This window comes from Novosphingobium sp. 11B, from assembly GCF_054589055.1.
In genome coordinates this window covers 72,608-83,613 of record NZ_BAAILP010000272.1, presented here as the reverse complement: position 1 = coordinate 83,613, position 11,006 = coordinate 72,608, and the positions used below count along the sequence as shown (strand labels likewise).

The following is an 11,006-nucleotide window of genomic DNA, read 5'->3' as shown; positions in this document are numbered from 1 at the left end:
TCGGCCCGGTGGTGAAGCCCGGTGCGAGTTCGGCGGGGACCTGCGCGCTCGCCGCGTTGTCCGTGAAGGCGATGCCCTTGACGTCCGCCTCGATCGCGAACGGCGAGGCGCCCGATCCGGTTACGAGATTGCCGTTGAAGCGGCTGTCGCGTGGCGGTGCCGAACGCTCCGCATCCGCGCCTGCGCCCAGGGTGATCCGCGCGGCATCCAGTATCGAGTTTTTGGCGATCAGCGCATCGGTCACCGGATGGTAGCGGTTGATCGCCGAGCCGGGCACGCCGTTCATCACCGCGATTGCGCTGGTGAAGCTCGTTCCCGCCAGCCCTTCCATGTAGTTGTCGCGCACGGTCTGGCCGGCGTTGATGACGCGCACGCCGCCGGTATGCGGCTTGCCCTTGCCCAGGAAAACGTTGCGCTCGACGAGGTTGCCGTTGCCGTGGCGCAGCACGATCGAGCCCTGCGACTGCAGGATCAGGTTGGCGCGCACGACATTGCCGCCCGACTTGACCGAGACGATCTCCACCTCTCCGTCGCAGCGGTCGAACACGTTGGCCTCGACGGTGGTGAACGAGTCCGAAAGCGATTCGTCGCTGGTTCCGATGCGGATCGTCTCGCCGCCATTGGAACCGAGCGGCGGGCGCGGACCGAAATAGTTGTGGTCGATCCGGTGGCGGTTGGCCTGCGGCTGGCCCTTAGGGCGGATCACTGCCAGCGTCACCCCGGCATTTCCCTTGCCCGCGAACCAGCTGTGATCGACGCGGTTGTCGTGCCCGTAGAGCGACACCCAGCGGTCCTCGCGGCGGCGGTCGGGTTGGTTAAAACGGTCGATGACAACCTCGGTGAGCCGCGAATTCACCGCCACCCGGCGCGAATCCCGGCGGAAGCTGATCACCTCGTCGCCCGGCGCCGCACCGTTGCGGAACACCAGCCCTGAGACTACGAGCCATTCGCCCGCCAACTTCAGGCTGGAAGCCCCGGTCAGCACGACCTTTCCGGCAGTCTGCGCCGCCAGCGTCACCGGTCGCCCATCACGCCCATGAGCCTCGAAGACGATCGGGAAATCTTTCCACTCCCCATTCGCGAGCCGAACGACATCCCCGGCCTGCACCATGGGCAAAACTCTCGCATATTCGGCGGGCGTGCGGACGAGATAGTCCCGCGCAATGGCCGGAACGGCCACGCAAGAAGCCGTCACCATAATTGGTATGACAATCTTACCAATCAACACATCCCTCCATGCCCGTCATTTATGTTTTATTGGCATACACATCTGGCATGAACCAGGCAACCCAATCCTGTCGATCAACTTCTGGGCACGCTAATCCGCCGGTGCTGCGCCGATTTACATTGGCACGAAGGGGTCCGCCGGTGCCCGCGCGATCGAAATCCCAGCAGACAGCCGCAGGTGTGGAACTGTCCGCTACGCGTGGCTAAACACCCAAGCCTCACTTGGAGTTAGCATTACGCGAAATGGGTGAAGGGCATGGCCGCACGTCAGTTCGAAGAACTTACAGCCACAAAGGCAGGAACTGGTTCGAGCACACCGTCTGATGACACCCTGCCGCCAGGGAGCCATGCGTTTTCTCGATGAGGCTGGTCAGGTCATCCGCGGCAACGCAGGGGATTCTGTCCCGCGCTTCGTCGATCTGGAAGCGATCACGTCGATCGCGCGTGCCTACGAACAGGGCAAGGAGGTATCCAACAAGGACGACCACCTGAAGAACCACAGCTTCCTGTATGTCGGCGGCGGGCAATGGCGCTTGTGTTCGACGTCAATCCTGCACCCGACCGCAACCCGCATCTGGAAATGTCGATCCTGGAAGGCGGCGCGCATGATCGCTCAATGGCGCTCGCGCTGGAGGCCTGCGAGTTCTTCGAAATCGGGGGGCAGGAAGCCCGCCACACCATTCAAGGGCTGGCACAGACGGTGTCCTCTTCATGGCGCAATGCGCTTTGCGAGGTAAGCGTCTCCTGCCCGCTAGCAAGATCATATGAGCGAGCGGTCGTTCACGACAAGATGAAGCTCATACTGGGTCTATAATTCATATTTGATGAGTTAAATCCAACAAACCACCATATATGATTACATTGGCCGGCCCGGGGAGGTTTGGCGCAAAGGATCATTGCGAGCCTTCTGAATCCCCCCTCCTATCGACCTTAGGATTCAGTCCTCCGCAAAACGCATCCCAGTCGCCCATCATGGCCCGGCACTTTTCCAGCAGATTGCCTCGACGATAGGCCGCCTCAGTCTTGCTCTTCACCACGTGAGCAAGCGCTGCCTCCGCAACATCGCCAGAATGTTGGGTTTCCTCACTGACCCAGTCGCGGAATGACGAGCGAAAGCCGTGCGCGGTGTAGGGCTCACGCATCTCGCGGAGCAGTTTGGTGAGAGTCATGTCGGACAGCGGGGACTTCGGCCGCGCCCCAGGAAATACCAAGGTAGCCGCCCCGAGCCGCAATTCCTCGCATCGCCGCAGAATTTTCAAGGCGCCCTCACCCAACGGCTCCACATGCTCGCGCTGCGCCTTCATCCGATCCTTGGGGGATGGTCCAGAGCTTGGCTTCGAGATCGATCTCATCCCAAGTCGCCTAGCGCACCTCTCCAGAACGTCCGGCCGTAAGGATCGCAAACTGGAGCGCAAGGCGACTGAACGATTCACGTTCACGCAGACGCCGCAGGAATGTCGGCACCTTATCGTAGGGCATGGCAGCGAAATAGCCTTCACACTCGTTGCGGACAGCTTTCCCATGACCAAAACCTTCCCACATTTTATCCCACATGACCAATCGGACACCGACGGATCGAGTTGGATGCGGCGGCAGGACGCGAATCATTTGGTAAGCCTTGGAATTCCTTGGCTTTCTACGGATCGCTCTGAATGTGTCTGGAAGAGTAAGTGGCGGAGAGGGTGGGATTCGAACCCACGGTACGGTTTCCCGTACACTGCATTTCGAGTGCAGCGCATTCGACCACTCTGCCACCTCTCCGCTAGAAGATTTAGGCGGTGAAACAAGTTCCACCGGGTCGGGAAGCGCGCCGTTAGCGGACCTGATCGCGCTTGCCAAGCCCTCATTTCACATTTTCGGGAACAGCCCCGCATGCTCGCTTGTTTGAAATGCCCATGAAACCTATATCTCGGCCATGAACAGAGCGTCATTCTTCTCGCCCCAGGCCGGGCGTGTCATCGACGCACCGCTGCGGACGCGGGCACGATTCGCCATCGGCGATGTCGTGCGCCACAGACTCCACGACTTTCGCGGCGTCGTCTTCGACATCGACCCCGTCTTTGCCAACAGCGAGGAATGGTACCAGGCAATCCCTGCCGAAGTGCGCCCCAAGCGCGACCAGCCCTTCTACCACCTCCTCGCAGAGAGTGACGATTCCAGCTACGTCGCCTACGTCAGCCAGCAGAACCTGACCGGGGACGCCGATGGTGGGCCGGTCGATCATCCCTCGCTGTCGCAGATGTTCGACGATTACGACAATGGCCGCTACCAGCTGCGCCCCGGCCTGGCGCACTGATTTCCCCGTCGATACGGCTCAGAGCGCCGCGGAGGAGCGATCGCCCTCGCCCGCTCGCTTCGTCAGCAGCCGGGCGATCGCCGAGGCGGGGACGGGCCGCGAGAACAGGTAGCCCTGCACTTCGTGGCAGCCGACCCGCTCCAGGAACTCGAGCTGCTCGGGGGTTTCCACGCCCTCCGCGGTAAGGCGCAGGCCGTTGGCGCGCGCCAGACCGACGATCGCTTCCACCAATGCCGCCCCGGCCACCGTATCGACTGCATTGACGAACGAACGGTCGATCTTGATCCGGTCCACCGCGATGTCACGGATATGGCTGAGCGAGGAGTAGCCGGTTCCGAAATCATCCAGCGCGCAGTGCACGCCAAGCCCGCGCAGGTCCGCAAGCGAGCGGGCGACTTCGCCGGAAGCCGCCATGAGCGCCGTCTCCGTCAGTTCCAGTTCCAGCCGCTCGGCGGTCACGCCGCCGTGCCCCAGCACCTCGCGCACGATCTCGACGAACTTGCGGCTGCGCAGCTGGATCGGCGAGACGTTGACAGCAACGCGCAGACCCGGCCAGGCGCGCGCATCCTGCACGGCGCGGCGCAGCACCCATTCACCCAGCACCGTGATGAGACCGCTCTCCTCGGCCGAGCGGATGAAAGCGCCGGGCGCGACGAGGCCCTGCTCGGGGTGCTGCCAGCGCAGCAGCGCCTCCACGCCGACCATGCGGCGGTCTTCCAGCGACCAGATGGGCTGGTAGTGCAGTTCCAGTTGCCGGTCGCAGTCCGCCAGCGCCAGTCGCAGCTCCCGGTAGGTCTCCTCGCGCGAGCGGACGTCGTGGTCCATGTCCTGCGTGAAGAAGACGTAGCGGCTGCGGCCGTCGGTCTTCGCCTTGTAGAGAGCGATGTCGGCCTTGCGAGTCAGTTCGGTACGGTCGAGGCCATCCACCGGGGAGACCGCCACGCCGATGCTGGCGCCGATGAACGCCTGCGAGCCGGCCAGGTCGAAGGGGCGTTCCAGTTCCGCGACGATGCGTGCGCAGATGCCTTCGATCGAGGCCCGCCCCTCCGGCTCGCCGATGAGAATGGCGAATTCGTCGCCGCCCAGCCTGGCGACGATGTCGTAGCCGCGCACTTCGGCGACCAGCCGCCGCGCCACCTGCCGGATCAGCGCATCGCCCGCCGGATGGCCGAGCGTGTCGTTGACCTGCTTGAAACGGTCGAGGTCGATGTAGAGCAATGCCAGCAGTGTGCGGTGCCGGCGCGAGCGGGCAAGCGCCTCGTCGAGCCGCTGCTCGAACATCGCCCGGTTGCCGAGCCCCGTCAGGTCGTCGTGCATGGCGCGGTGCTGCGCGTGAAGGCGGCTTTCCTCGAGGTCGTGCGTCCGGCGGGCCAGACGGCTCGCCAGCACGAAGAGGACTACGGTGATCAGCAGCAGGACGATCGCCAGCGCCGGAGCCAGTGCCGCGATGACCTGGCTGCCGGGCGCGAAAGGTTGCCACACAAGGTAGCCCACGACGCGCGAGGCGCGGTCGTGGAGCGCTACCGAGCGCTGCCCGTTATCAGCGGGCGGTGCGAGGGCGAAATGCGCTCCCGCAAGGCCGTACTGCTCGGCCACGCCGCCAAAGAACTGGTTGTCGAGATAGACCACTGCGACATGCAGGGCTTCCGCTCCCGGCTTTTGCCGGAGCGTTCCGCTGTCGGTGACGATCGGCTTGATGCTGATGATCGCCGGGCGCCCGCGGACGATGGCGATGTCGGCTTGTCCAGGCGAGAGCATCGCCACGTCGGCTTCCGTGCGCTTGCGGATGGTGGGCGCGCGGCGCAGGCCTGACAGCAGCGGCCGCGTCGCGTCTTCCACCGCGATGTAGCTTTCCGGACGCGCGCGCTTGCCTGCCCGCATCGCGTAGATCGGCGCGCCCTGCGGGTCGAGCAGATAGACCTCGTCGATCCCGGCATAGTCCTCGAACCAGACGCCGAGGTTCAGGTCGAGCCAGCGCTCGTCCAGCGGACGCTTGCGCGCCTCACGGACGGCCTCGTCCCATACGGTCGAGGACTCCTGCGCATGGGCAACGCGCTCCATACTTTGCGCCAGCACCAGCGAGACGATGGCGTGATCGCGGTTGCGGGCGATGCGATCGACTTCGTGACCCGACCATTCCAGCAGACCGAGCATGAGGGCGAGCAGGCACAACGCGGCCGCAACGATCGGAGCGGTAAACCGACCGACCATCCGCTTGCGATTTTCGCCCAAGGCCAATCGTGATGTCACACACGAATGCCTGCACCAGAGCGTATAACTTTTCCTTAACGAAAGGCTCTGGTCGGCTGCGATTCTTTACGGATAGCGGGCTCTTTCAGCCCTTCAACTTCCAGCCTGACCGCAGGACGAGGAACAGCACCGTCGCCAGCGCCGCATCCAGCAGGCCGACGCCCAGCGCGCTGTGCAGCACCGCCATGTTGGTGTCGCCGATGTCGCTCTGACCGAGGAAGCCGAAACGGAAGCCCGAGATCACGTAGAAGAACGGGTTCACGCGGCTGATCGCCTGGAACGCGGGCGCCAGGTTGTCGATCACGTAGAACGTGCCCGACAGCAGCGAGAGCGGCGCGATGACGAAGTTGGTGACGGCCGCGTTGTGGTCGAACTTTTCCGCCCATACCGAGGAGAGCAGGCCCAGCAGCGCCAGGAAGGCCGATCCCGCAAGGCCGAACCACACGACCGCCCACGGATGCGCCATCGACAGGCTCACGCCCGGCCACAGCAGCATCGCCAGCGTCAGGGCAAGGCCCACCAGCACCGCGCGGGTGACGGCCGCGCCGATCATGGCGACCATCAATTCCGCCTCGGTCAGCGGCGGCATGAGGTAATCGACGATCGTGCCCTGCACCTTGCCCGCGAGGAACGAGAAGCTGGAATTGGCGAAGGCGTTCTGCATCATCCCCATGACGATCAGCCCCGGCGCCACGAAGGTCGCGAAGTTGACGCCCAGCACCTGACGGTCGCCCCGGCCCAGCGCCACGGTGAATATCACCAGGAACAGCATGGTCGTGATCGCGGGCGCCCAGATCGTCTGGGTCTGGACCTTGAAGAAGCGCCTGACCTCCTTCATATAGAGCGTCTTGAGCCCCTCCCAGTTCACCTGGTGGATCAGGGGTTCTCCCTTTGCCGGAAAACGGCGAGTCGTGTTGCCGTTGGTGCCGTCGGGGTTCAGGATCCCGGAGGTGCCGGGCAGCTCAGTCGAATGGGGTTGATCGGCCATGCACCGGCGACTATCGGCTGATGCCTTCCGAGGCAAGCGGCGCCTGGAAATCAGGGGCGATTCTCTCGTCCCGCATGAAGTGATGGAACTGGAATGAGCTGGACTGACGAGCGGATCGAGAAGCTGACCAAGATGTGGGAGGGCGGTTCCACCGCCAGCCAGATCGCGGACGAACTCGGCGGCGTCAGCCGCAATGCGGTGATCGGCAAGGCGCACCGCCTCGGCCTCAAGGCGCGCCCTTCCCCGGTGAAGGCCAACGAGAAGCCCGCGCGCCCCGCGCCTGCTCCGAAGAAGCCCAAGCCCGAAGTCACCGCCGCGCCCGAACCGGCCCCCGCCCCCGCGCCGCGAGTCGAAGCGCCGGTCGCCCGTGCCGCCGCCCCCGCGCCGCAGCCGCCCGTGCAGCGTGCAGAGCCCTCGTCGGTGCCCGCCGCCGATGCTCCGGCCGCGCCGCCGCAGCCGCGCATCGTCTCGGTCGGTCCCGGCGGCTTCCTGCGCCAGGGCCCCGGAGACCAGCAGCAGCCGATCCCGCCCGCGCCGCCGCGCCGTCTCGTGCCCGCGAAGCCGAGCCCGGAAATCGCCGGCAAGACCAGCCTGCTCGACCTCAGCGACCGTATCTGCCGCTGGCCGATGGGCCACCCCGGTGAGCCGGACTTCCACTTTTGCGGCGACAAGGTGAACCCCGGGTTCCCCTACTGCGTCGAGCATTGCGGCCGCGCCTATCAGGCCCAGCTGCCGCGCGGTGCGCGCCGTGCGCCCCCGCCGCTGCCGTTCGGCGGCCCCCGTGTTCGCTGATCGGGTCCGCTGATCGGATGGGCTCGGGGATGAAGCTTCGGGCGGCGCTCGCTCTTCTCGCGGCGCCGTTGGCGCTGTCCCCGGCCCTCGCGCAGGACGCCGCGCCGGTCGCCCCGGCTGCGGCACCTGCTCCAGTCCCGTCCGAGTACGTCTACGTCGCGCTGACGGTGCCGCAGGGTGTCATCACCCTCGCGCTCGACAAGATCCATGCGCCGCTGACGACCGCCAACTTCCTCAAGTACGTCGATACGAAGAAGATGGATGGCGCCGTGTTCTACCGCGCCATGCATCTCGATCACGACCCGGCCCAGGGCCTTCTGCAGGGCGGCGTGCGCAACGGCGCCAACCTGCTGCCCCCGGTCGCACACGAGCCCAACAGCAAGACCGGGATCAAGCACGTCACCGGCACCATCTCGATGGCCCGCTTCGCGCCCGGCTCGGCGCAGGCCGACTTCCTGATCCTGCTCTCCGACATGCCCTCGCTCGATGCCGACGCCGGCAACGACGGCAAAGACCCCGGCGCGGGCTTCGCCGCCTTCGGCCATGTCGCGGCGGGCATGGAGGTGGTGAAGACGCTCTGGAACCTGCCGCGCTCGCCCACCAAGGGCGAGGGCGTGATGAAGGGACAAATCCTGGAGCAGGACGTGAAGATCATCACCGCCCGCCGAACCAAGGCTCCTGCAACCGGCGGCTGACGCCGCCTTTCCAGGACTGCGCCTTACTTCCCCCCGATCGTCATCCCGGCCAGGGCCGGGATCGCTGGCAACGCTCCGCGATCTTGATCCACAGCGCCATGCCGCAGTGGCCCACGGCAAGCTATCGCCTCAAGAGTACCCAGCGGTCCCGGATCAAGTCCGGGACGACGAATGCTGTCAGAGCACAACAACCATCCCGCGCCACAAGAAAAAGGGCCGCGCTTTCGCGCGACCCTTTTCTGTTTCCTTGCGGATCGGCCTGCCGATCAGTCTTCCTTGAGGAAGGCCGGCATGTGGTTCGGGTTGCCGCCCTCGCCACCACCATCGCGGCGCGGACCACGGGGACCGCGATCGCCACCGCGACCACCGCCGTCACGGCGCGGGCCACGACGGTCACCGCCGCGATCGCCGCCACCACGCGGGCCACGGTCGCCGCCTTCACGCGGTTCGCGGGGCGGGCGGGTGTCTTCCAGCTCGGCGCCGGTTTCCTGATCGACAACGCGCATCGACAGGCGAACCTTGCCGCGCTGGTCGATCTCGAGGACCTTGACGTAGACCTCCTGGCCTTCCTTGACGACGTCGGTGGGCTTTTCCACGCGCTCGTTCTTCATTTCGGAGACGTGGACGAGGCCGTCCTTGCCGCCCATGAAGTTCACGAAGGCGCCGAAGTCGACGATGTTGACGACCTTGCCCTGATAGACCTTGCCGACTTCCGCTTCCTCGACGATGCCGAGGATCCACTTCTTGGCGGCCTCGATCTGCGCGATGTCCGAGGACGAGATCTTGATCACGCCTTCGTCGTCGATGTCGACCTTGGCGCCGGTCTCGGCGACGATCTCGCGGATGACCTTGCCGCCGGTGCCGATGACGTCACGGATCTTCGACTTGTCGATCTGGATCGTCTCGATGCGCGGTGCGTGCGCCGACAGTTCGGTGCGCGACGAGCCGAGAGCCTTGGTCATCTCGCCCAGGATGTGGGCGCGGCCGGCCTTGGCCTGCTCCAGAGCCTTGGCCATGATCTCGCGCGTGATGCCCGCGATCTTGATGTCCATCTGCATCGTGGTGATGCCGACTTCGGTGCCCGCGACCTTGAAGTCCATGTCGCCGAGGTGATCTTCGTCACCCAGGATGTCGGACAGGACGGCGAAGTCCTTGCCTTCCAGGATCAGGCCCATGGCGATGCCCGAAACCGGGCGAACGAGCGGCACGCCGGCGTCCATCATCGACAGCGAACCGCCGCAGACGGTGGCCATCGAGGACGAACCGTTCGACTCGGTGATGTCCGAGAGAACGCGGATCGTGTAGGGGAAGTCTTCCTTGGCGGGCAGCACCGGGTGCAGCGCGCGCCATGCCAGCTTGCCGTGACCGACTTCGCGGCGGCCCGGGGCGCCGAAGCGGCCCACTTCACCGACCGAGTAGGGCGGGAAGTTGTAGTGCAGCATGAACGACGAGTACGACAGGCCCTCGAGGCCGTCGATCATCTGCTCGGCGTCCTTGGTGCCCAGCGTGGTGGTGCAGATCGACTGCGTTTCACCGCGGGTGAACAGCGCCGAACCGTGGGTGCGCGGCAGGAAGCCGACGATCGCCTCGATCGGACGAACCTGCTCCAGCGTACGGCCGTCGATGCGCTTGCCGTCCTTGAGGATGGCGCCGCGAACGATGTCGGCTTCCAGCTTCTTCATGGTCTTGATCGCGACCATCTGGAGCTGCGGGGTTTCGCCCGCGAACGCTTCCTTGGCCTTGGCGCGCGCGGCGTTGAGGGCGTTGGAGCGGGCCGACTTGTCGGTCAGCTTGTAGGCTGCGGTGACGTCCTTGCCGACGGCCTTCTTGAGCTTCGCCTTGATGTCGGCAGTGTTGTCCGACAGGTCGATGTCCCAAGGCTCCTTGGCGGCCTTTTCCGCCAGGTCGATGATGAGGTTGACGACCTTCTTGATCTCGTCATGCGCGAACACGACGGCACCTAGCATCTCTTCCTCGGTCAGCTCCTTGGCTTCCGATTCCACCATCATCACGGCGTCGCCGGTGGCGGCGACGACGAGATCGAGGCGGCCGTCGGTGAGAGCAGCGGTCTGCTTCGGGTTCAGCGTGTACTCGCCGTCGACGAAGCCGACGCGCGCGGCGCCGATCGGGCCCATGAAGGGCACGCCCGAGATGGTCAGCGCGGCCGAAGCGGCGATCATCGCGACGATGTCGGCCTCGGTCTCGCCGTCATAGCTCAGGACCTGGGCGATGACGTTGATTTCGTTGTAGAAACCTTCGGGGAACAGCGGGCGGACCGGACGGTCGATCAGGCGGCTGGTCAGCGTTTCCTTTTCGGTCGCGCCGCGCTCACGCTTGAAGAAGCCACCGGGGATGCGGCCCGCGGCCGAATACTTTTCCTGGTAGTGGACGGTCAGCGGGAAGAAGTCCTGGCCTTCCTTCACCGACTTCGCGGCGGTCACCGCGCAGAGCACCACGGTCTCGCCGTAGGTTGCGAGGACGGCGCCGTCGGCCTGACGGGCGATGCGGCCGGTTTCGAGGGTGAGGGTCTTGCCGCCCCACTCCATGCTTACGGTCTTTACGTCGAACATTTTCGATTTCCTTGACCCGCGCGGCCCTATTGCCATGCGGGGCTTACTGCCGGGGATACCGTCCCGGTCCGGTGCGGGGCTTTTTCGTCGCCCCTGGGCTGCCTGCGCCGAATTGCGAGGATGCCCGGTTATTTCGTTCCCCCGTCATCCCAGCGAAGGCTGGGACCGGTGGCTGTCTTTAGACGCGC

General features: G+C 65.2%; 11 protein-coding genes and 1 tRNA gene. 4 read left to right on the top strand and 8 right to left on the bottom strand.

Annotation, left to right across the window (positions count from 1 at the left end):
• Positions 1-1,180 (bottom strand): polysaccharide lyase 6 family protein (locus ACYPYD_RS23445; RefSeq protein ID WP_459665821.1); only part of this gene is annotated, 1,180 nt, incomplete at its 3' end.
• Positions 1,181-1,508: 328 nt separating this feature from the next.
• Complete coding sequence (locus ACYPYD_RS23440) at positions 1,509-1,754, bottom strand: hypothetical protein (protein ID WP_459665819.1); 246 nt, start codon at positions 1,752-1,754, stop codon at positions 1,509-1,511.
• Here ACYPYD_RS23440 and ACYPYD_RS23435 point away from each other — a divergent pair.
• The gene (locus ACYPYD_RS23435) at positions 1,754-2,041 is read left to right on the top strand and encodes a hypothetical protein (protein WP_459665817.1); all 288 of its coding nucleotides are present in this window, start codon (positions 1,754-1,756) and stop codon (positions 2,039-2,041) included. The two genes, ACYPYD_RS23440 and ACYPYD_RS23435, sit on opposite strands and share 1 nt — an antisense overlap.
• 79 nt (positions 2,042-2,120) lie before the next feature.
• On the opposite strand, the gene ACYPYD_RS23430 is transcribed toward ACYPYD_RS23435, so the two are convergent.
• The 3 genes from ACYPYD_RS23430 to ACYPYD_RS23420 all read right to left on the bottom strand — a co-directional run bounded on the left by ACYPYD_RS23430 (position 2,121) and on the right by ACYPYD_RS23420 (position 2,988).
• Entirely contained in the window at positions 2,121-2,531 is a 411-nt protein-coding gene (locus ACYPYD_RS23430) for a tyrosine-type recombinase/integrase (protein ID WP_069707327.1), read from the bottom strand.
• Positions 2,532-2,589: 58 nt separating this feature from the next.
• Positions 2,590-2,835: a hypothetical protein gene (locus ACYPYD_RS23425; RefSeq protein WP_197524404.1), complete on the bottom strand. Its 246-nt coding sequence runs from the start codon at positions 2,833-2,835 to the stop codon at positions 2,590-2,592.
• A gap of 63 nt (positions 2,836-2,898) precedes the next feature.
• Positions 2,899-2,988 (bottom strand) — tRNA-Ser (locus tag ACYPYD_RS23420).
• A 154-nt stretch (positions 2,989-3,142) separates the two neighbouring features.
• Here ACYPYD_RS23420 and hspQ point away from each other — a divergent pair.
• On the top strand, positions 3,143-3,523 hold the full coding sequence (gene hspQ, locus ACYPYD_RS23415) for a heat shock protein HspQ (RefSeq protein WP_008832682.1): 381 nt from the start codon (positions 3,143-3,145) through the stop codon (positions 3,521-3,523).
• Between the two features lie 18 nt (positions 3,524-3,541).
• Here hspQ and ACYPYD_RS23410 read toward each other — a convergent pair whose 3' ends face one another.
• Both ACYPYD_RS23410 and ACYPYD_RS23405 read right to left on the bottom strand, forming a co-directional pair.
• Positions 3,542-5,734, bottom strand: coding sequence for a putative bifunctional diguanylate cyclase/phosphodiesterase (locus tag ACYPYD_RS23410; protein ID WP_459665815.1), 2,193 nt, complete (start codon positions 5,732-5,734; stop codon positions 3,542-3,544).
• 124 nt (positions 5,735-5,858) lie between these two features.
• Positions 5,859-6,761 carry an ABC transporter permease gene (locus ACYPYD_RS23405; RefSeq protein WP_008832684.1) on the bottom strand — a complete coding sequence of 301 codons (903 nt, stop codon included), beginning with the start codon at positions 6,759-6,761 and terminating at the stop codon, positions 5,859-5,861.
• Positions 6,762-6,854: 93 nt separating this feature from the next.
• On the opposite strand from ACYPYD_RS23405, the gene ACYPYD_RS23400 reads away from it, so the two are divergent.
• Together ACYPYD_RS23400 and ACYPYD_RS23395 are read left to right on the top strand one after the other, a co-directional pair.
• A complete protein-coding gene (locus ACYPYD_RS23400) occupies positions 6,855-7,553 on the top strand; it encodes a GcrA family cell cycle regulator (protein ID WP_069707326.1) in 699 nt (232 codons plus the stop codon).
• Positions 7,554-7,582: 29 nt separating this feature from the next.
• Positions 7,583-8,248 (top strand): peptidylprolyl isomerase, encoded by a 666-nt coding sequence (locus ACYPYD_RS23395; protein WP_459665813.1) that lies wholly within the window; start codon positions 7,583-7,585, stop codon positions 8,246-8,248.
• Between the two features lie 266 nt (positions 8,249-8,514).
• On the opposite strand, the gene pnp is transcribed toward ACYPYD_RS23395, so the two are convergent.
• Entirely contained in the window at positions 8,515-10,818 is a 2,304-nt protein-coding gene (gene pnp / locus ACYPYD_RS23390) for a polyribonucleotide nucleotidyltransferase (protein WP_069709083.1), read from the bottom strand.
• Between the last annotated feature and the right edge of the window lie 188 nt (positions 10,819-11,006).

Excerpts from the sequence above, each read along its gene's own strand:
- ACYPYD_RS23435 (WP_459665817.1), top strand. The coding sequence starts at position 1,754 with ATGGCGCTTGTGTTCGACGTCAATCCTGCACCCGACCGCAACCCGCAT.
- ACYPYD_RS23430 (WP_069707327.1), bottom strand. The coding sequence starts at position 2,531 with ATGAAGGCGCAGCGCGAGCATGTGGAGCCGTTGGGTGAGGGCGCCTTG.
- ACYPYD_RS23425 (WP_197524404.1), bottom strand. The coding sequence starts at position 2,835 with ATGATTCGCGTCCTGCCGCCGCATCCAACTCGATCCGTCGGTGTCCGA.
- hspQ (WP_008832682.1), top strand. The coding sequence starts at position 3,143 with ATGAACAGAGCGTCATTCTTCTCGCCCCAGGCCGGGCGTGTCATCGAC.
- ACYPYD_RS23410 (WP_459665815.1), bottom strand. The coding sequence starts at position 5,734 with ATGGTCGGTCGGTTTACCGCTCCGATCGTTGCGGCCGCGTTGTGCCTG.
- ACYPYD_RS23405 (WP_008832684.1), bottom strand. The coding sequence starts at position 6,761 with ATGGCCGATCAACCCCATTCGACTGAGCTGCCCGGCACCTCCGGGATC.
- ACYPYD_RS23400 (WP_069707326.1), top strand. The coding sequence starts at position 6,855 with ATGAGCTGGACTGACGAGCGGATCGAGAAGCTGACCAAGATGTGGGAG.
- ACYPYD_RS23395 (WP_459665813.1), top strand. The coding sequence starts at position 7,583 with ATGAAGCTTCGGGCGGCGCTCGCTCTTCTCGCGGCGCCGTTGGCGCTG.
- pnp (WP_069709083.1), bottom strand. The coding sequence starts at position 10,818 with ATGTTCGACGTAAAGACCGTAAGCATGGAGTGGGGCGGCAAGACCCTC.